At 58.6% G+C, this 19,651-nt stretch carries 17 protein-coding genes; 7 read left to right on the forward strand and 10 right to left on the reverse strand.

Going from position 1 to position 19,651, the window contains the following annotated elements:
• Nucleotides 1–105 precede the first annotated feature (105 nt).
• The gene (locus VB780_RS04620; RefSeq protein WP_323349965.1) at nucleotides 106–2,853 is read left to right on the forward strand and encodes an efflux RND transporter permease subunit; all 2,748 of its coding nucleotides are present in this window, start codon (nucleotides 106–108) and stop codon (nucleotides 2,851–2,853) included.
• Nucleotides 2,853–3,518, forward strand: coding sequence for a phosphorylase (locus tag VB780_RS04625; protein ID WP_323349966.1), 666 nt, complete (start codon nucleotides 2,853–2,855; stop codon nucleotides 3,516–3,518). Before VB780_RS04620 ends, VB780_RS04625 begins: the two co-directional genes overlap by 1 nt.
• Before the next feature lie 63 nt (nucleotides 3,519–3,581).
• On the opposite strand, the gene ybaK is transcribed toward VB780_RS04625, so the two are convergent.
• Together ybaK and VB780_RS04635 are read right to left on the reverse strand one after the other, a co-directional pair.
• On the reverse strand, nucleotides 3,582–4,055 hold the full coding sequence (gene ybaK / locus VB780_RS04630; RefSeq protein WP_323349967.1) for a Cys-tRNA(Pro) deacylase: 474 nt from the start codon (nucleotides 4,053–4,055) through the stop codon (nucleotides 3,582–3,584).
• Nucleotides 4,056–4,179: 124 nt separating this feature from the next.
• Nucleotides 4,180–6,351 carry a glutamine synthetase III gene (locus VB780_RS04635; RefSeq protein ID WP_323349968.1) on the reverse strand — a complete coding sequence of 724 codons (2,172 nt, stop codon included), beginning with the start codon at nucleotides 6,349–6,351 and terminating at the stop codon, nucleotides 4,180–4,182.
• Between the two features lie 752 nt (nucleotides 6,352–7,103).
• On the opposite strand from VB780_RS04635, the gene asnS reads away from it, so the two are divergent.
• The 3 genes from asnS to VB780_RS04650 are packed head-to-tail and all read left to right on the forward strand — an operon-like array spanning nucleotide 7,104 to nucleotide 9,187.
• Nucleotides 7,104–8,489, forward strand: a complete 1,386-nt coding sequence (gene asnS, locus VB780_RS04640; protein ID WP_323349969.1) for an asparagine--tRNA ligase — start codon at nucleotides 7,104–7,106, stop codon at nucleotides 8,487–8,489.
• 15 nt (nucleotides 8,490–8,504) lie between these two features.
• A complete protein-coding gene (locus VB780_RS04645) occupies nucleotides 8,505–8,834 on the forward strand; it encodes a DUF433 domain-containing protein (protein WP_323349970.1) in 330 nt (109 codons plus the stop codon).
• Nucleotides 8,835–8,836: 2 nt separating this feature from the next.
• Complete coding sequence (locus tag VB780_RS04650; protein ID WP_323349971.1) at nucleotides 8,837–9,187, forward strand: DUF5615 family PIN-like protein; 351 nt, start codon at nucleotides 8,837–8,839, stop codon at nucleotides 9,185–9,187.
• A gap of 38 nt (nucleotides 9,188–9,225) precedes the next feature.
• Here VB780_RS04650 and VB780_RS04655 read toward each other — a convergent pair whose 3' ends face one another.
• Together VB780_RS04655 and VB780_RS04660 are read right to left on the reverse strand one after the other, a co-directional pair.
• Complete coding sequence (locus tag VB780_RS04655; protein ID WP_323349972.1) at nucleotides 9,226–10,536, reverse strand: recombinase family protein; 1,311 nt, start codon at nucleotides 10,534–10,536, stop codon at nucleotides 9,226–9,228.
• 4 nt (nucleotides 10,537–10,540) lie between these two features.
• A complete protein-coding gene (locus VB780_RS04660; RefSeq protein ID WP_323349973.1) occupies nucleotides 10,541–10,885 on the reverse strand; it encodes a hypothetical protein in 345 nt (114 codons plus the stop codon).
• A 129-nt stretch (nucleotides 10,886–11,014) separates the two neighbouring features.
• Between VB780_RS04660 and VB780_RS04665 the strand changes: the two genes are divergently transcribed.
• Complete coding sequence (locus VB780_RS04665; RefSeq protein WP_323349974.1) at nucleotides 11,015–12,034, forward strand: ribonuclease Z; 1,020 nt, start codon at nucleotides 11,015–11,017, stop codon at nucleotides 12,032–12,034.
• Nucleotides 12,035–12,063: 29 nt separating this feature from the next.
• Here VB780_RS04665 and VB780_RS04670 read toward each other — a convergent pair whose 3' ends face one another.
• A complete protein-coding gene (locus VB780_RS04670) occupies nucleotides 12,064–12,477 on the reverse strand; it encodes a hypothetical protein (protein ID WP_323349975.1) in 414 nt (137 codons plus the stop codon).
• A gap of 489 nt (nucleotides 12,478–12,966) precedes the next feature.
• On the opposite strand from VB780_RS04670, the gene VB780_RS04675 reads away from it, so the two are divergent.
• Nucleotides 12,967–13,722, forward strand: coding sequence for a HEAT repeat domain-containing protein (locus VB780_RS04675; protein ID WP_323349976.1), 756 nt, complete (start codon nucleotides 12,967–12,969; stop codon nucleotides 13,720–13,722).
• Between the two features lie 63 nt (nucleotides 13,723–13,785).
• Here VB780_RS04675 and VB780_RS04680 read toward each other — a convergent pair whose 3' ends face one another.
• The 5 genes from VB780_RS04680 to VB780_RS04700 form a co-directional block, all read right to left on the reverse strand.
• Nucleotides 13,786–14,958, reverse strand: a complete 1,173-nt coding sequence (locus tag VB780_RS04680; RefSeq protein WP_323349977.1) for an LptF/LptG family permease — start codon at nucleotides 14,956–14,958, stop codon at nucleotides 13,786–13,788.
• A gap of 110 nt (nucleotides 14,959–15,068) precedes the next feature.
• Complete coding sequence (gene lptB, locus VB780_RS04685; RefSeq protein WP_323349978.1) at nucleotides 15,069–15,797, reverse strand: LPS export ABC transporter ATP-binding protein; 729 nt, start codon at nucleotides 15,795–15,797, stop codon at nucleotides 15,069–15,071.
• Between the two features lie 120 nt (nucleotides 15,798–15,917).
• On the reverse strand, nucleotides 15,918–17,243 hold the full coding sequence (locus tag VB780_RS04690; RefSeq protein WP_323349979.1) for a glycosyltransferase: 1,326 nt from the start codon (nucleotides 17,241–17,243) through the stop codon (nucleotides 15,918–15,920).
• 163 nt (nucleotides 17,244–17,406) lie between these two features.
• Nucleotides 17,407–18,369 carry a hypothetical protein gene (locus VB780_RS04695; protein WP_323349980.1) on the reverse strand — a complete coding sequence of 321 codons (963 nt, stop codon included), beginning with the start codon at nucleotides 18,367–18,369 and terminating at the stop codon, nucleotides 17,407–17,409.
• A 664-nt stretch (nucleotides 18,370–19,033) separates the two neighbouring features.
• Nucleotides 19,034–19,555, reverse strand: a complete 522-nt coding sequence (locus tag VB780_RS04700; protein WP_323349981.1) for an LptA/OstA family protein — start codon at nucleotides 19,553–19,555, stop codon at nucleotides 19,034–19,036.
• Nucleotides 19,556–19,651: the final 96 nt, after the last annotated feature.

Raw genomic sequence — 19,651 nt, forward strand, 5'->3', positions numbered from 1 at the left:
GTTCGCTCTGACGGGCGATCGGCGCTGGGGGTGACAGGCACAGGCCTGGGCTGATCGGCAGGTCGAACAAGCTATGATATCTGCGTTTCTGTTCTCCTCATTAAGATGCCTCGCCCCAACCTCAACCAGCTGCGAGAACAACTCAATATCTCTCGATTGGCCCTGCGAAACCGGGGGCTGACAATTTTCTGCTGGATCGTGATTGGGGTGGCCGGGCTGTTTGCCTTTAGCTCTCTGAAGTATGCCTTGTTTCCCGACATCACCTTTCCGGTGGTGCTGGTCAACGCCACTGCTCCAGCCGAAACGGCGCTAGACACCGAAGCCCAGCTCACCGTGCCCCTAGAGGCCCAGCTGCAACCCCTGGCCGGGTTGACCAAACTCAACTCCACCACCTCTCCGGGGCGGGCCATTCTGCGGCTTAATTTTGAGGTGAACACGGCTCTGGAAGAAACCACGGCAGCGGTTGAGCAGGCGATCGCCCAGACTGACCTGGCCACCGGGTTTGACTATGAGATCATTCCGCTCAATTTGAATGAGGCGACGGCGATTAGCTACGCCCTGACCAGTGAGGCGCTGCCCCCAGCCGACCTGGCGGCGCTGGTAGAGTCGGAGATCTTGCCGACCCTGCGGGACATTCCCGGCGTGCTGCGGGTCGATCTGCGCGGCACCGGCACCCAGGCCACCGCCAGCAGCGGTGGCGGTTTTTTGGCGGAGCTCCAAAACCCACCGACGCTAATTCGGTTCAATGGCGAAGCGGCGCTGGCGGTGCAGGTGGTGAAGCAGGGCGCGGCCAACACCCTGGAGGTGGTCGATCGCGTCGAGGCGGCGATCGCGCAAATCCGTGACCAGCAGCCCCAAGTCGAGATTGCCCTGGCCGCCACCCAGGCCGACTTCATTCGCTCGTCAACCCAGGCCACCATCGATGCGCTGGTGGGGGCAATCGTGCTGGCGGTGCTGGTGATTTTGGGCTTTTTGCGCAGCTGGCGAGCCACGGTGATTACGGCGCTGGCGATTCCGCTGTCGGTGCTGGGCACAGCCATCGTCATGGCCATTTACGGCTTTAACCTAGAGACGATTACGCTGCTGGCGCTGGCGATCGTGATTGGCATCATTGTCGATGATGCGATCGTCGAAATCGAGAACATCATGCGCCACATGGAAGCAGGCGCGACTCCGCAACAGGCGGCTCTGCGGGCAACGGACGAGATTGCGCTCACGGTGTCGGCCTCGACGCTGACCATCGTGGCCGTGTTTTTGCCTGTGGCGCTGATGGGCGGCACCGTGGGGCAGTTCTTCAAACCCTTTGGCCTAACGGTGTCGGCGGCGGTGCTGTTCTCGCTGCTGGTGGCGCGCACCCTGACGCCAGTGCTAGCGGTCTATTGGCTAAAGTCTCCCCACTCGCCCCAGACCTCTGACCCCACGACCTCTGACCCCGCTGCTGATATCGTCCCCGCGCCCCTGGCAGAGACAGTGGCAGACTCCTGGCTAGAGCAGCGGTACAGCCAGTTGCTGGCCTGGTCGCTGCACCATCGCTGGATTGTGGTGGGGCTGGCGATCGCCAGCCTAGTCGCAGGCATTGCCATCATTCCGCTGATTCCCCAGGGGTTTATTCCCCAGCTCGACCAGGGCCAGTTTTTGCTGAACTACCGGGTGCCCCTGCCCCAGCGCCCCGCCGGGGCTCAGCTACCGTCAGCCGGACAGCTACCGCCAGGGCTGAGCGCACCCCAGGCTGCCGCCGCCGCAGAGGCCGCCGCTGCCGCAGGGCGATCGCAGCTCTTGCAGCAAACCCTTCAGCAGGCCGATGATCTGGAGGCAGCGGTGGCCCAGCTGCCCGAGGTCGAGTCAGTATTGACTACCGTGGGCGGTCGGGGGCGACCCAACGAAGGCAGTCTCTACATTCAGCTGCGGGAGGGGCGCGATCGCGACACCGCCGCCGTGCAGGCTCAGCTACGCCAAGATTTGCCCACGCGGGCGGGCCTAGAAACTAGCGTTGAAGACCTTCAGTTTGTCGATACCGGCGGCGAAAAGCCCCTCCAGGTGGCCCTGGTGGGCGACGACCTGACGGCGCTGCAAACCGCCGCCGCTGAGATTCAGGCCCAGATGGAAGCGCTGCCCGGTTTTGCTGATGTGCGCATTTCGGGGGCGGAAAATACCGCCGATGCGATCGTGGAGGTCAACCGGCAGAATGGCGAGCGGATCGCGATCGTCAGCGCCAACCTGAGTGACGGCAAGGCCCTGGGCGACGCCACCGCCCAGGTGGTAGCCATTGCGGAAACGGTAGTGCCCCCCGGTGTGCGCATTGATCTGGCGGGCGACTCGGCGCGAGCGGGTGAGGTGCTGGGCAGCTTTGGCCGCATTTTAATTCTGGCCGTGATTTGCATGATGCTCGTGCTGCTGGTGCCCTTTGGGCGGCTGTTAGAACCAGCGGTGGTGGGCCTGTCGCTGCCGCTCTCGATCGTGGGTGCCATGCTAGCCCTGTGGATTACCCGCAGCGACTTTGGCATTGTTTCGCTGCTAGGCCTGCTGTTTTTGCTGGGCCTACTCGACAAAAACGCCGTTTTGCTGATGGACTACATCAACCAGCTGCGCCGTGCCGGTGTCGATCGCACCGACGCGATTATGAAAACGGGCCTGGTGCGGCTGCGCCCCATTCTCATGACCACCGCCTCAACGGTGCTGGGCATGGTGCCAATCGCGATCGGCCTTGGGGCTGGGGCCGAGCTGCGGCAGCCGATGGCCGTAGCCATCATTGGCGGGCTGCTGACCTCAACCCTGCTGAGTCTGGTGGTGGTGCCGGTACTCTACACCCTGCTCGAAGATGGCTGGCTTAAGCTCACTAAGCGGTCGGCCTGATGCCAATTCAGGTGATTCTTGTACCTGCTGGGGCCGAATATCAGGCGGTGATGAGGGGCCTGAAGGCGGTTCCCCATGCGCCCCCGGTGGTGGCTGTTCCGGCGGGGCCAATGGCGTTTCGAGCGTTCTTGAAAACTTGGAAAGATCGATCGCGCTTTGCCAACCAGGAAATTCTGCTGATGGGCCTGGGCGGCAGCCTGTCGCCCAGGCATTCAGCAGGCGACGCTATCCTACTTGAGCAGGTTTGGGATGCTGCTGGGGGGGGTAGTTTGCAAGACTACTTCTGCGATCGCGCCCTTACCGATTCCCTAGCCCAGCGGCTCAAGGTTCCCATTGGGACGGGGGTAACGTGCGATCGCATCATCACCACAGTCACAGAAAAGTGGCAGCTGGGCGATCGCTACCAGGCCGATGTGGTGGATATGGAAAGCGCCGTTCTGCTGGCCGTCATGCCTGAGGCCAAGGTCACCATTCTGCGGGTAATCAGTGACGACTGTGGCCATGATTTGCCGGATATTGCGGGGGCGATCGGCCCAGACGGCAATCTGCAGCCCGTCGTTCTAGCCCTGAGTTTTCTCAAAAACCCGCTGGCCGCTGCAACCTTCATCCGTGGATCCCTGCGGGGGCTCAAAGCTCTAGAGCAGGCAGCGCGTGCGCTCTGGTAAATGCCCACCAGGCAAAAAGTGCTGGGTCGTAAGCCCGATGGATTGGCCTGTCAGAAGCCGGTACTAGCCTTTGGTCAGCGCCCCTAGATGCCCCTGAGTAGCGGTCAGGTAAGCCTGGGGCGTGAGCCACAGCATCAGGCCCCGCTTGCCCGCCGATACCGCCACGGTCTCAAAGGTGAGGATTGAGTCATCCACGTAGACGGGGTAGGCTTTTTTGGTGCCCAGGGCGGTGACGCCGCCGCGAATGTAGCCGGTAAGGGGCTGCACATCTTTGAGGGGCACGGTATCGGTTTTGCGATCGCCCGCCAACACCGCCAACGCCTTGAGGTCGAGCTGGGCACTGCCGGGGATAACAGCGAGACACACCCCGTTGCGATCGCCCTTGGCGACCAAAGTCTTAAACACCTGCTCTGATGGCAGTCCCAGCTTCTCGGCGGTGCTCTCAGCGGCCAGGTCGTCAGGATCCACCTCGTACTCCAGAATTTGGTAAGGCAGCTTGAGGCGATCGAGAATGCGGGCGGCGTTGGTCTTGCTCACAGGGCAACGGTAGATCTCTGAAACGTCAAAAAAAGGGGTCAAAGTAAAAGGTATCAGGTTCAAGGGGTATGCCCTGAACCTGATACCCAGTATCTTCAACCCCTCATTCTTTGTTGCTTTGCCCCTACTTGATGAACAGCATCTCCTGGTAGGTGGGCAGAGGCCAGAGGTCGTCGGCCACTTCACCCTCCAGGGCATCGGCGTACTCGCGCACCTGATCCATCAGGGGGCGAATGGTTTGGGCGCAGAACTGCATGTGCTCTTCCACCGACATGAAGTGCTTGGTCAGCATGTCATCTAGCTCACCCACCGAGGCCATCATCGACTTGGTGAGTTCTGCTACCTTGACGACGCTATCTTTGCCAAACTCAACGCCAATCTCACTGAGGCTATCGATGGTCTTGGCCAGTTCACCCATATACCGCACGGCAGCGGGGTAAATGATGGTCTTGGCCATGCTGATCACCAGCTTGGCTTCGACCTCAATGTGCTGGATGTACTGCTCAGAGTAGGCCTCAAAGCGGCTGCCTAGCTCCACCGGGGTAAGCACATTCTCTTTAGAAAACAGATCTTCGATGTACTGCTCGCGCAGCACGGGCAGGGCGTCGGCGGTGGTGCGTAGGTTGAGCAGTCCACGCTCGTTGACGGCCATTTCGTGCCACTCGCTAGAGTAGCCGTTGCCGTTAAACACCACGGCCCCGTGGTCGCGAATCACATCGCGTAGAATGTCGTGGATGGCGACGTTGAGTTCGACGCCGCTGCCCAGTTTGGCCTCAAGCTGGTCGGCCATCCAGTCTAAGGAGTCGGCCAGAATGGTGTTCATGGCCACCAGTGGCCCCGAGACCGACTGGCCCGAGCCCACGGCGCGAAACTCAAACCGGTTGCCGGTAAAGGCAAAGGGCGAGGTGCGGTTGCGATCGCCCGCGTCCTTCGGGAACACCGGCAGAGTGGGCACGCCCAGATCCATATCGCCCTTCGACTGGGAGCCGGTGACCTCGCCCGAGGCAATCTGGTCAAACACATCCTGGAGCTGGCTGCCCAGGTAAATCGAGATGATCGCTGGCGGCGCTTCGTTGGCCCCCAGTCGGTGGTCGTTGCTGGCGCTGGCGATCACCGCCCGCATCAGCGGCCCATACTTGTGCACGCCGCGAATCACCGCGCCGCAAAACACCAGAAACTGCGCGTTGGAGTGGGGCGTATCGCCCGGATCCAGCAGGTTGCCCTGGGTGGCGTTGCCCACCGACCAGTTGACGTGCTTGCCCGACCCGTTGATGCCCGCGAAAGGCTTTTCGTGGAGCAGACAGACAAAGCCGTGCTTTTTGGCCGTGTTGCGCAGCACCGTCATAATCAGCTGCTGGTGGTCGCTGGCGACGTTGGCGGCCTCAAAGAAGGGAGCGATCTCAAACTGTCCGGGAGCCACTTCGTTGTGGCGAGTTTTTGCCGGAATGCCGAGGCGGTAGAGCTTTTCCTCCACATCCTGCATGAAGATTTGCACCCGCTCAGGGATAGCCCCGAAATAGTGGTCGTCAAACTGCTGGCCCTTGGCTGGAGCCTTGCCGAACAGGGTACGACCCGCCAGTAGCAGGTCGGGGCGCACGCTAGCAAAGCTAGAATCCACCAAAAAGTACTCTTGCTCAGCGCCGCAGCTAGAGTTGACCGGGGCGACTTCGCTGTGGCCCAGCAGCTTGAGCACACGGGTGGCGGCCTTGCTCATGGCGGCGTTGGAGCGCAGCAGCGGAGTTTTCTTATCCAGTGCTTCTCCCGTCCAAGAGACGAACACGGTGGGAATGCAGAGGGTGACACCGTTCTCGGTCTCCATGACGAAGGCGGGACTGGTCACATCCCAGGCGGTGTAGCCCCGTGCCTCAAAGGTGGAGCGAATGCCGCCGTTGGGGAAAGACGAACCGTCTGGCTCACCCTGCACCAGTACTTTGCCAGAAAATTCTGAAATTACTGAACCATCGCTCTGCACCGAGATAAAGCCGTCGTGCTTTTCGGCGGTGGCGTTGGTCAGGGGGTAGAACATGTGGGAGTAGTAGAGTGCCCCCTTGGAGATGGCCCAGTCTTTCATGGCCACGGCCACAACATCGGCCACCGATACGTCGAGAGCGGAACCCGTGGTGATGGTTTTTTGCACCGATTTAAACACCGATTTGGGCAGGCACTCCTGCATTTTGCTGAGGCTAAAAACGTCCTTGGCCCACAGGTCTTCGAGCCGCCCAGGCGTGCTCACGGCTACCTTGGGGCGGCAGGCAATACTGGCGATCGCCTGGGCACGCAATTCGTTTCCGCTCATAGAAGTCTCCTAGTTAAATGGGAAATTAAGCAAAGCTGTCACTGGTGCGGGGCAACTCTAAACCGAGGAAATCAGAAAAGCCCGCTATGGAAACCGAGATAGGTAAGATGGGCTCTTGGGGGCGATGGTCAAAGACCGACCCTAAAGGGTCATCGCGATCGCCCATGCAGTAGAAAAGCCTGAGAGGCTCAGCTGTTAGACATCCTTGAAAAACCACATTGCCAAATCAGAAACTGGCAACCCCAACGAATGGGAAATTTCTGTCTACAATGCTTATTGTCTCAGCGGCCTAAACAAACCCCTCAGACAATCATAAATGCCTCAAAAGTGCTAAGGGCAAATGGCTCATGGGCCTATACCTAACGCTCTTTGAGCCATCGTTAACGCTGTCACCCTCAGTTAACTTTGAGGAATTAAAACCTCAATATCTAACCAACATTACACTCGAAAAGCTGTGCCCTGGGAACAATCCAAAAATCACCACTGCAATCCATTAGTTTCTGCCAGCGATCAGTCTTAAAAACCCATAGAAATTTGCATTATGGATAGTAGAGGCAAAGGCAGGGGGCTTTTGTAGCTATCAATACTTTTACCGGTTAATTCGGATTCCGTAAAGATGGTATCTGCTACGGTTTAACCCCTCAGCTGGTTTAGAGAGCAGCCGTTTTGTCGGCGCTGAGTCCCCTTTCCGCGCCGCCGTGGGTCAGAATAGATCACATTCCGCGTAAACCCACTACAGATTTAGCAGAGCTATGCCGCGCATTCGAGACATTCTGCACGCTGGCGAACCGGGCCAGAGCACCGCCATTCAGGGCTGGGTGCGCACCAAGCGCGAGGCCAAGGGCATTACCTTTGTGGAGGTCAACGATGGCTCGTCGATGGCTGGGTTGCAGGTGGTGCTGAGTGCTGACCTGGCGGGCTACGACACCGTGGTCAAAGACCTGACCACCGGCTCGTCGGTAGAGATTGGCGGCACCCTAGTGGAATCGCCGGGGAAAGGCCAACGAGTGGAACTCCAGGGTGAAAGCATCACTGTCTACGGCACGGCGGATGGAGAGACCTATCCACTTCAGAAAAAGCGGCATTCCTTCGAGTATTTGCGATCGCTGGGGCATCTCAGGTCGCGCACTAACACCCTCGGAGCGGTCTTTCGCGTACGCAACGCCTGCGCCCAGGCGATTCACCAGTTCTTCAATGAGCGCGGCTTTTTGTGGATGCACACCCCGATCATCACCGCCAGCGACTGCGAGGGGGCAGGGGAAATGTTTGCCGTTACGGGGTTAGACCTGGCGAACCCGCCCAAAACCAAAGAGGGGGCCGTGGACTACAGCCAGGATTTCTTTGGCAAGCCCGCCTACCTCACCGTCAGCGGCCAGCTCGAAGCCGAAATTATGGCGATGGCCTTTAGCAATGTCTATACCTTTGGCCCCACCTTTCGGGCCGAAAATTCCAACACCTCCCGTCACCTGGCCGAGTTTTGGATGGTGGAGCCAGAGCAAGCCTTCTGCGACTTAGTAGGCAATATGGATCTGGCCGAAGAATTTCTCAAATACATCTTCCACTCGGTGCTAGAGCAGTGCCCGGAAGACATGACCTTCTTTAACGATCGCATCGACAACTCGGTACTGGCCACCGCCGACAACATCATCAACAACACCTTCGAGCGCATCACCTACACCGAGGCGGTGAAGCTGCTAGAAAAGACCGACCGAAAATTTGAGTTCCCTGTGGAGTGGGGCATTGACCTGCAATCGGAGCACGAGCGCTACCTGGCGGAAGAGCTGTTCAAAAAACCGGTGATCGTCACCGACTACCCCACCGGCATCAAAGCCTTCTACATGCGCCTCAACGACGGCGGCGAAACCGTCGCGGCCATGGACGTGCTGGCCCCCAAGGTCGGCGAAATCATCGGCGGCTCCCAGCGGGAAGAGCGGCTGGACGTGCTAGAGCGCCGCATCCAGGAGGCCGGGTTGCCCATCGAAGACTACTGGTGGTACCTCGATCTACGCCGCTTTGGCACCGTTCCCCACGCGGGCTTTGGCCTCGGCTTTGAGCGCCTGGTGCAGTTTATGACCGGCATGGGCAACATCCGCGATGTCATCCCGTTCCCTCGCACCCCCGACAGCATCGAGTTTTAGGAGAGCAATTTAACCATGAGCCTTGTTCTAGAACAGGAGACACCACCTCTCCACGCTGATGTAACTGGGGCAATGCGTGTTGGGCATACCAGAGTATTGCTAGAGACGGTGATTCGAGCGTTTCAGGATGGGGCATCGCCGGAATCTATTGTTCAGCGGTACTCAACGCTCTCGCTATCTGATGTCTACAACACAATTGGCTACTACCTCAGACATCAAGATGCGGTTGAAACTTACCTAAAACAGAGAGAACAGCTTGCGGAAGTGGTTCAGCAACGGCTTGCCAGCGTTCAGCCAGATTTAAGCTCAATTCGCAGGCGCTTGTTGGCTCAGCGAAACCATTAGTCATGCTAAGTTTGCTCAGCGACGAAAACTTTAATGGCGACGTAGTTCGCGGGCTGTTTTTGCGAAGTCCCAGCCTTGATCTCATTCGAGTTCAAGATGTTGGTCTGCGAAAGGTGGACGATGTAGAAATCTTGGCCTGGGCAGTGACAAATAATCGTATTCTTCTGACCCACGACCGGGCTACTATGCCAGATTTTGCCTACGCCCGCCTGATAAAAGCAGAGCCAATGGCTGGCATGTTTGTAGTGAACGATCGCATGCCAATGCGCCAAGCTATTGATGAGCTGCTGCTGTTGATCAACTACAGCGAGCCAGCCGAGTGGAACGGCACTGTACTCTACTTGCCGTTGTGACAGAAGCTAAATGGCAGCTAAATCCAAGAGATTCCCCTTCAAAATACCAACACCAATTCCACCTGCCAATCATCGCTCTCGCGCACGATCTGGATGTCGCGGATGAATTCGCGGAAGAAGAAGCGCCGCTCGGTCTCGGAGAGATCAAGCCAGAACTGGGGAATCGACACCGATTGGGATAGCTCTTGCAGGTTCACCGGGGGCAGCTGAGCGAGCTGCTGGTGCAGGGTCGAAATTTCACCCCTCAGCTTGTAGCGGCGTAGAGCTGAGGTTTCGGCATCCAGAATGCCAGATTCCTCTAGGGTGGGTAGCTGGGCGATCGCGGCTTCCTTAGCGGCAATCGCGCCCTGCAAACCAGTACCGGGGGCAGGGGCACCAGGGGGAATTTTGGCCGTGAACTGGGCCACCGCTGGGGGCAACTCCTGGCAAATTTGATCAACAATGCGATTGAGCGCGTCGTCGTAGGGAATGGCTGGGCAGCGGGGGGTTCTGGGGCAGCCGCTGGGGCGCAGGTAGAGGTAGGTTTTAGCCTGACCCCGAGGGGCGGTTTTGGAAATGGTCAGAGGTTGACTGCACTCCTGGCAGGTGACGAGGCCCGCCAGCGATCGCGGTGCCCCAGCGGTACGCGGCGGCAGCGGGCGGTTGCGGCGCAGCAGGCGATCGATTTGGGCCGCCTCGTCGCGGCTGATGATGGCGGCGTGGGTGTCGCGTAGAACGGTGCCATCCTGGTATTGCAGATCGCCCCGGTACACCGGGTGGGTGAGCCAGCGTCGCCCGGTGGACACCGAAATCCGCTTGCCCAGTTTGCCTTCAATGAATCGCACTGCCCCCCGCAGCGAGCCGTAGAGCAAGAATTCGTTGACCAAGGCGGTTACCACCGGGGCTGTGGCGCGATCGATCAGGTAGCGGCCCTGGCCGCGGCGGTAGCCGTAGGGGGCTTTGCCAGGGGGCGGTAGAGCCTGCAAGCGGCTGCGGGCATGGCCTTCGCGCAGGCGGCGGCGCCGCTGTTCAGTAGAGAGATCGGCCCCCTGCAAGATGCTGTCTAAGTCGATCGCGCCGCTCTCTACCGTGACCACTTCAGCCCCGGCAGATTCGATTGCCTTTACCCAGTGGCGAATGTCTTCGGGGTCGTTGCCTAGGGCAGCGAGGGTATCCACCAAAACCCGATCGGCGGGCTGGGATTGCAGGTCGGCCAGCAGGCGATCGCGCTCGGGCCGATATCCCGGCTCCATCGGTAGGGCCACATCGGTGTAGACCTGTTCCACCGCTGCCGATATCTCCTCCCCCAGGGCAGGGGAGAGATCAGACGAGCCATTGACCTCTCGGTAGCAATAGGCGACGACGCGCATAGCTTTAGAAGGCTTGCTTGAGTGCTTCCCGCAGGGCTAGAGCCTGGGCGTCGTCGTCACTGGCTACCACCACCATCACCGTGGTGGTGGCGGGCTGGTTCTCGAGACACACAAACATTGCCGTAACTGTCTCAGAGCGCCCGGCTATGCTGGTGGCGTCGTTTTGCACCGCCTCTAGCCCCTGGGATTCTAGTGCCTGTCGGGCCTGGCCCAGGCATTGGGCGGTGTCGATGCCCAAGACCTGCCAGGCGTAGTGTATGCCGGGCGGAACTGCCTGGCTGGCGGCAGTTGTAGCAACTAGCCCCAGCCCGGTTAGTAACGCCGTCAGCAAATAGGTCATTGAAATCATCGATGTTTCCTCGTTGCTGCCTCAAATCGGTGCCCTGCGCAGGGGCAAATTGTGCTGTGTTGATGATACTCCCTGGACTTCGATTCAACCGCGGGCTCCGGCCATTGGCTCGGGGTCATGGCAAGATAGGTGGGTGGGCTTCGGGCTCCGGCCCATGCCCTATTGAGTTCCCCAGAGGCGGTTTCATTGCAGATTACATTTTTGGGTACCAGTTCTGGCGTGCCAACCCGCGCCCGCAATGTGTCGAGCGTGGCCCTGCGGCTGCCCCAGCGAGCCGAAGTGTGGCTGTTTGACTGCGGCGAGGGCACCCAGCACCAGTTTTTGCGCAGCGAATTTAAATCGAGCCAGATTCGCCGCATTTTTATTACCCACATGCACGGCGACCATATTTTTGGTCTGATGGGGCTGCTGGCCAGCTGTGGCCTGGCGGGCAACCGGCAGCAGCGCATCGATATCTACGGCCCCAAGCCCCTCAACGACTACCTGCAAGCCAGCCGCCGCTACTCCCAAACCCACTTTTCGCTGCCGATTAAAATTCACGCGGTGGAGCCGGGGCTGGTGTTTGAGGATGACGAGTTTCGCGTGTTCTGCGACCTGCTAGAGCACCGGGTGCCCGCCTACGGCTACCGCATTGAGGAGCGCGATCGCCCCGGCCATTTCGACGTTAAACGCGCTCAAGCCCTGGGCATTCCCTCGGGGCCGATCTACGGCCAGCTCAAGCAGGGGCAGCGGGTAACGCTAGATGACGGTCGCACCATCAACGGAGCTGATCTCTGCGGGCCAGATCTGGTGGGGCGAAAGCTGGTGTACTGTACCGATACGATTTACTGCGATCGCGCCGTCGCTCTAGCATCCCAGGCCGATGTGTTGATCCACGAGGCCACCTTCTCCCACCGCGATGCCGACCTGGCCTACCAGCGATTGCACTCCACCTCTACCATGGCGGCCCAGGTCGCCCTTAGCGCCCAGGCCAAGCAGCTGATCATGACCCACTTCAGCCCCCGCTATGCCCCTGGCAACGACATTCAGCTACCCGATTTACTGGCCGAGGCGCGGGCCATTTTCCCCAATACCGCTATGGCCCACGATTTTATGATCTACGACATTCCGCGCCACGACGAGAAGGTGCTGGCCGCTTCCTCGGTATAGGGCGGCGGCGGCTCTGATACGGGTTTGCCCTATACCACCCTCAATCGCTGGCGCAAGTCCGTCAGCTGCTGCTGGTTGTCTACAGCCGTGCGGGGCATGGGAACTTCGGTATTGGGCCAAGTGGGGAGATCATTACAGGGGCAAAGCTCGGTCATTGTGCCAGCCGTAGGAATAACGATCGGCATTTCACAGCGGGCGCAGGGGGTCACATCCCAGGCGGGCGATAGCATCTCGGCAATGCTCTGGCTGGTGCCCTGGAGGTAGCAGTCTTGGCCACTGGTCACCATAATGCGGTGCCAGCAGTCTTCAAAGGATGAGCTATAGCCACCGTTTTGAAAGACCGGGTCGGGCAAACAAGCACCCCGATTTTCAGCCAGCACTACGGGTTTGCCCAACTGGAACCAGTGGGCCAAAAAATTTCTAACTTCGTATTGGGATGCCATAACTGCGAGACTCCTGGTTATGTAGCCGATGAGCCTGCCGCGATCTAAACGGGCATCGCTGACCTGGTAGAGAGTGCTCTATCAGATGGGATGAAGCGCGGCCAAGATTCCTTAGCGGCGAAGCGGCAAGCTTGGGTCTATGGCATCATCCTAGCGACTGCCTGGGTACGCTACAGGTATCTACGGATATTCTTCGGAAATTAACGCTGATAAATCTGCTCGGGGGTAGGTTATTGCCCCTCTCTAGGGGAAGGAAATTCACCTTTTCACCATTGCTTGGTTCCTCCAGGGGGCCTATCCAACACGGTTTTTTACGTAGCAGTTAGAGAAATTTGGCGGAGTGGGGGAGCATCGAGCGATCGCAGGCGATTGTCCTCCCTCAAAAACTACCCAACCCAGAGAGCATGGCCCTTTGGCCCCTGCTTAACGAAAGTTTGCAGAGCCCGCTGCCAGCGCTAAAAGTGCCGCGTAACCGGATAAAGTAGCCCTATGTATGATGACGATCTCTCCACCCTAAACCCCGACCTGGAGTTTGCCGACCCCCTCGATGCCCTTGGCCCCGTAGACGAGGAACAAACTCCGCAGTTCGACCCCGAGGCGATGTTGCCCCTGCTAACGGCGACCGACCCGCAGCAGCGGATGCTGGCGGCGCGGGCCTTTTGCGAGGTAGAAGACGGGCGGGCAGTGGCCCCCCTGACGGCACTACTGACCGATCTCTGCCCCCTGGTGCGGGTCAGCGCCGCCTATGCCCTGGGCCGCAACCCCGATCGCTCGGCGGTAGAGCCGCTAATTGTCCAGCTCGCCACCGACTGGAATGGCTACGTGCGCAAGGGCCTGGTGTGGGCCTTGGGCAACGCCCACGACGCGCGATCGCTGCCCCCCCTGATCGAAGCCCTGCGCACCGATATCTCCGCCGTGCGGCTGTGGGCCGCCAGCGCCCTGGCCCAGATGGCTCAAGTCAACTACGAGTCGGTGATCGCCGCTATTCCCCCCCTGATCGAAGGGCTGCGCCGCGACCCGGTACCGGCGGTGCGCAGCAACTGCGCCTGGGCCGTGGGCCAGCTCTGCCGCGAGCTGCCCTCCAACGTGGTCTACCACACCGCGATCGACGCCCTGATCGAAAGCTTCGCCGAAGAAGATGACCTAGGCGTGCGCGAAGACGCCCGCACCGCCCTACTCAAGGTGGGCGACACGCGGGGTCTGCAAACCATCGAAGAAATCGAGCAGGATGGGTTCTTCTTTTAGGTTCTGTACAACCTTTCGTCAGCCATGAATTCCGTAGGGGCACAGCATGCTGTGCCCCTACCTCTATTTAGACGCGCGAAACAGCAGATATAGGCCGATCGCCAGCCCCAGCAGCGTCGGCAGCCAGGCCGACATAAAGGGCGATAGCACCCCCACCTCGCCCATGGCGTTGGTAATAAACGACAGCAGGTAATAGCCAAAAATAATCACAATGCTGATACCAAAGCTGGTGGCGCGGCTGGTGCGCTGGGGCAGCACCCCAATCGAGGCCCCCACCAGGCCAAACACCACGCACACAAAGGGCAGCGCGTACTTCTGCATAATCCGAATTTGCCAGCGGCGGATCATCTTTTCATCGCCGCTCTGGCGCACCAGCTCCAGCTGCTGGGTGGCCTCGGCAATGTTCATCTCGGTGTCGTTTTTGGTGCGGCCCGCCAGGTCTAGGGGCGTGCGGGGCAGCTGCAATTCCTGGGTCTCAAAGGTGATGATGTTGCGGAAGGAGCCGTCGGGGGCGACCACGTAGATGGTGCCGTTGTAGAAGGTCCAGGCGTTGCTCTCCACATCCCAGTTGGCTGACTCGGCGCTGACTACCTGGTTGAGCCCCTCCTGGGAAAAATCAAGGATAGTCAGCCCGTGCATGGTGGTGCCGTCGAAGCGGCGGGCGTAGAACTGGCGCTTCAGCTCTTGGGCGGCGGGGTCGTCGCTGGCGGGCTGAAACTCCTGGTAAAAAATGTTGCGCTCCTGAAAGGGGGGCCGCTCTGACTTCAGCGCCTGCTCTAGGGTGATGGCGGCCCGGTAGTTGGCGGCGGGGGTGATCAGCTCGTTAAACACAAAGGTGAGCCCCGTCACTAGCAGGCTGAGCACCACGGCGGGGGTAATGATGCGGCGAATGCTCACCCCCACCCCCCGTAGGGCAATCAGCTCGCTGTCGCTGGAAAAACGGCTGTAGGTCATCATGGTGGCCAACAGCGTTGACATGGGGAAGGCCAGCACGATGAACTCGGGCAGCTTGAGCAGAAAGATCTGCGCCGCTAGGGTAATCGCCAGCCCCGACTCGGTGATGCGGCGAATCAGCTCAAACAGTGCCCCAATCGATATGCCAATGGAGGAGAACGCCCCCACCCCAAATAAAAAGGGCATGGTCAACTCTTTGGCGATATAGCGATCCATCACCGTCAGCAGCGGGGTGCCGGAGCGCGGGCGCGGAAAGGTAGCGGGAGAAGAGGCTGAAGCCATAGAGGAACGGTAAGAGACCTGACTCTACATTATGGTCAATGGGGGCTAGGGATGCGTAGTTTCCATTGCCGGTTGAGGTTCTAAAACTGAGCAGTCAGAGGGGGAGGCGGCTAAATTGCGAAGTCTTTGCCCAGGTAGTGCTCGCGCACCAGGGGATTGCTGGAGAGGTCGTCGGCGTTGCCCGAGGCGAGAATTTGCCCGTCGCTCATAATGTAGGCGCGATCGATAATCCGCAGGGTTTCGCGCACGTTGTGATCGGTAATGAGGATGCCCATGTCGCGATCGCGCAGCTTAGCCACAATCTCTTGAATTTCGGTCACGGCGATGGGGTCAACTCCAGCGAAGGGCTCATCCAAAAATAAAAAGCTGGGGCCTTCGGGGCCAGAGGCCAGGGAGCGAGCCAGCTCTGTGCGCCGCCGTTCTCCGCCCGACACCTGAATTCCGAGGGTGTTGGCGACCTTCTCCAGACGAAATTCTTTGAGCAGATTTTGAAGGCGATCGCCGTACTCCTCCGGAGGCACCCGGGTCTGCTGCATCACCAGCAAAATGTTGTCGGCCACCGACAGATTGCGAAAAATGCTCGGCTCCTGGGCCAGGTAGCCAATGCCCAGCCGAGCCCGCTGGTGCATGGGCAGATCGGTGATGTCGATCTGGTCGAGGCAAACTTTGCCGCCGTCGGGCCGCTCTAGGCCGGTCGCCATATAAAAGGTCGTGGTCTTGCCCGCGCCGTTGGGGCCAAGCAGGCCAACAATTTCGCCCTGGGCCACTGACAGGCTGACCCGGTTGACTACCTGGCGCTTGCCGTAGGTCTTTTGAACGTTGTCAAGTACGATTTTCAAGGGCGCGCCTGGGCCAAGGTAGTGCTACTGAGCTTAGCAAATTGTATCAAAGCTGCTGCCCAGTCTAGAGGCCCAGTCTAGACGCCCAGTCTAAAGGTTGGCTCTGCCCAGCCAGGTCACTTAGGTGGACTTAACCGAGACCGGTTGCCCCGGCGTTAGGAGAGTGGCCCAGGCTCCACGGCGGGGTCTGTTGAGGTGCTGAAAACCGCTGCTAGCGACAAATAGCCGGGCTAGACTAGAGGCCTCATGGTCAGCATTGTGCTGCTGGGCTACTTTTGTAAGCCCCGCCTTCCCCATGGCCTCCAGGGAGGGTGCCGCCATAGTCAGGGCCGAACGCATGGCCTCAAGCAGCGACTCTACCGAACCAGGCACTACCAGCCAGCCGTTGACGCCCGTCTCCACCAGCTCAGGAATACCGGCAATGGTGGTGGTGATTACCGGCCTGCCCAGAGCTAGCGCCTCCATGATCACCACCGGCAGCCCTTCGGCAAAGCTGGGCAGCACCAGCACCTGAGACCGCAGCAGCTCAGCCTTAACTGCGTCGTTGGAGGCCCAGCCGGTAATCGAAACGCAGGCCTGTAGATCGTAGTCGATCACGAGCTGCTCGATTTGCGATCGCATCTCGCCATCCCCCACCAGCGCCACCGTCAGCCGGTGGCCCTCCGCCACTAGCTGTCTCACGGCCTCCAGCAGCAGCAAGTGGCCCTTTTGCCCGCTGAGTCGGCCCACGCAGACAAAGTGGGGCTGCTCCGGAATCGGCACAAACGCCCGAGACAAATACGCCTGGTCTAGCCCGCAGCGCACCACGTGAATTTTTGGCCAGTCCTCTAGGGCCGACCAGCGATATAGCTGACTCTTGCCAAAGGAGCTGATCGCCACCACAAACTCGGCGCGCTTAATTTTTTCCACTAACGAGATGGCGCGCACCTTATCAAATTCCTCTGGCCCATGGGTGGTAAAGCTGTAGGGTGGCCCCCCCACTGCTCGGCACAACATCGCCACTGTCGTCGAGTTGGTGCCAAAGTGAGCATGCACATGGCCGACATTGGCCGCCTCAAACCAGCTCACCAGTACGCAGGCTTCGGCCAAATAGGCCAAATGATAAAACACTCCGGACTCTTCTTTTAAACCTAGCCTCAAAGCTAAGCTAAGGGCCATCAAAAAGGCCACCGGGCGCTGCACTATGACGCGCCCCACCCCCGCCAGAAGACTGGGCCAGCGCTGATCTAAGACGACCTGAGTTTTGGCTAACTCTTCAATGTCATCGGCATCTACCAGCTCATCGGCGCAGGAGCGAATTGAGAACCGAGCTACCGTTATGCCATGGGCCTCTAGGGCAGCAATTTCACGGCGGATAAAACTGTGGCTAACCTTAGGGTACTGATTAACTAGGTAGGCTATTGTCTTAGGCACCTGGTCAGTAGCATTAAGTTGAGCGATCGACATCTCTATCTATTCCCAACTGATAGGTTTTGATATTGACAGGCAAAAAACTGGACGAAAAGACTGTTGGTAAGTTCCATCTTCTGAATATCTGAATAAAAGCTAAGAGCAAAACGGGCTAGATTTCTGCCGATATAAGCACTAGAAATTTCGCTTATAACCAGCTCTAAAAATACCAGATTCGGTAGGGAATAATGCCAAACTCTAGCTGTAGCAGCAGGCGAGAGTTGTCGACGGGCACAGTGCCTTTGTGGAGGCAGTAGGGGTCTCCCACAAAACCCAGGCCAGCGGCACCCGTGACCACCTGAACGCGATCGCGACCGTAGGTTTGAACCAGGTCTTCATCGGCGATCGCCGCACAGCCCTGACCGATGCGCTGGTGGCCAAATTTGCGCGTGCGGTGGGTGCCCTTCATATAGACGTGGGGCCCTTCACCCTCGCCTACATCGGTGAGGTAAAAGAAAAATTTGATCGTTTTAAAGTCGTTGATATCGCAGTGGTAGACCCGCGCCGTTTTAACTTTATCGGCCAGCGTGTTGGGAGCCGGAAACCCCCAGGCCAGTTCTCCCCGTAGGTAAACCGCCGGGTGATTGAGGTACTGACTCGCCACCGCTAATAGGTAAGGATCATGCTTAATGCTTTGATAGGCATCGCACGACTCATGGTTATCTAGATAACCAGCTACCAGCAGCGGCGTCCCCAGTTCCTGGGCCATCTGGTCTTTGTTGTTGATATAAAACGGTAGGGAGGGGTTGCGGTTGGCATAGCAGGGCGTAGTCTCGGCAAAAGTGAGCAACTCTTTCAAAATGCTGGGTTGCAGCGAAAACCCAACGTAATAGCCGTTAGCCTGAATGAGCTTTGCCACCTGCCCTGGACTCTCTAAAGGACAGGCTCCCTCCACCTCGTGAATCACCGTTGCATCAAACACCGCTGGGGGTAGGTAATCGCCCCGCTGGGCGACCCACTCGCGGATCGCAATGAAGCGAGCCAGCCAGCTCATCATCAAAAACCTGGGATCGCCCCAGAGGAGACGCAGAATGGACTGTATTTTTTTAGTCGATCGCTGCAATAGCCTGACGGCAGGAGTCTCCACCGTTAGAAATGGAACGCGAGGAAAATGGGTAAGCATGTTGATCTTAATAAAGAAGTACTATTCGCAACGCTTCACAGGCCTGGAGACTGCCTCCAATTGCAAAGAATTCCATTAGGCATCAGCGATGCCTGAAAATCCTTCGGACCCAGAATTGCATTAATTCAAAGGAAGCCGAGACGCCAGCAGCTAACCAACACTAAAAACAGCTTTAGTATCGGCTCAGCAGCTCGACATCAGAGGCTTATTAAAAACATAATTATTCTTTCACGCATGGATGACCTTATCGGGCTTAATTCTGGAGGGAATGACCCAGTCTAGTTAACAATGCAGCAGTATTTGATAATCTACGGAACACCTAATCTCTAGCGATCTTTAAACCTCACTACCGGCCTGCTGCTGCGTGCGCTTGTCAGATAGTTTAGCTAGTCTTGGGTCTGTAACTTGCGATCGCAAGAAAAGACTTCTCAAAATGTCCTCTATTCGTAAGAACTTGATAAAGTGCATCTCCACAAACTTAAGCTTCACAATAGTTGGCAGCCCATCGGCAAATTCGATCCTAGACAGCCTATCGAGCGTAACATTGCAATTATTTGCGTCAAGTGGGCCAGACCCCTCACCGATCTAAATGCCCCTAAGTTTGCGGTGATTTATACCCTGCAAGATTTAACCGATACTGAGAAGCTGGTGCCGCACAAATTAATTAGGGCGCTGCTGGTTCAGTCGGTTCGACCGGGCTGACATCTAGCACCACTGGGGGGCGGGGGGTGGGCGCGCGATCGCCCGCCGCACCGCTTGGCCCTGGGGCTGACTGCGACGCAGGCAGGTTGTAAACTGCCTCCACCTGGTCGTTGGGGCGAGGGGTAGCCACAAAACGGTCTTCTTCAATTAGGTAAGTCACCACTTCGGCCCGCAGCGTGTTGCCCTCCTGGGTGACAACGACGTTGCCGCTGAGCACAATGCGATCTTCATTGCTGAAATAATCGGCCTGGGCCGACGTGGCCTGAATGCCGCGGCTCGGGTAATCAATCTGCACATTGCCCCGAGCGGTGATGATGCCCGTGGCGGCATTGGCCTCCTGAATGTCCGATCGCAGGGTAATGGTGCCCCCATCCTGAGCCTGGGCCGGTGCCCCGCCGAGGGGCGCCAAGGTTCCCCCGTCTAGGGCCACCGAAGCCCCCGCCACCGCTGCTACCATCCAAACCCAGCGAGACCCACGCACCATAGCCCAATACCCAGTTCTGTTGCGGTTTAATGCTTCCATAAGCCCCCCAATCTTACTCCATCCCCCCGGCTCCCATGCCTCTCCCCTAGCCCACTC

The organism is Leptolyngbya sp. CCNP1308 (genome assembly GCF_034932455.1).
GTDB lineage: Bacteria > Cyanobacteriota > Cyanobacteriia > Phormidesmidales > Phormidesmidaceae > Nodosilinea.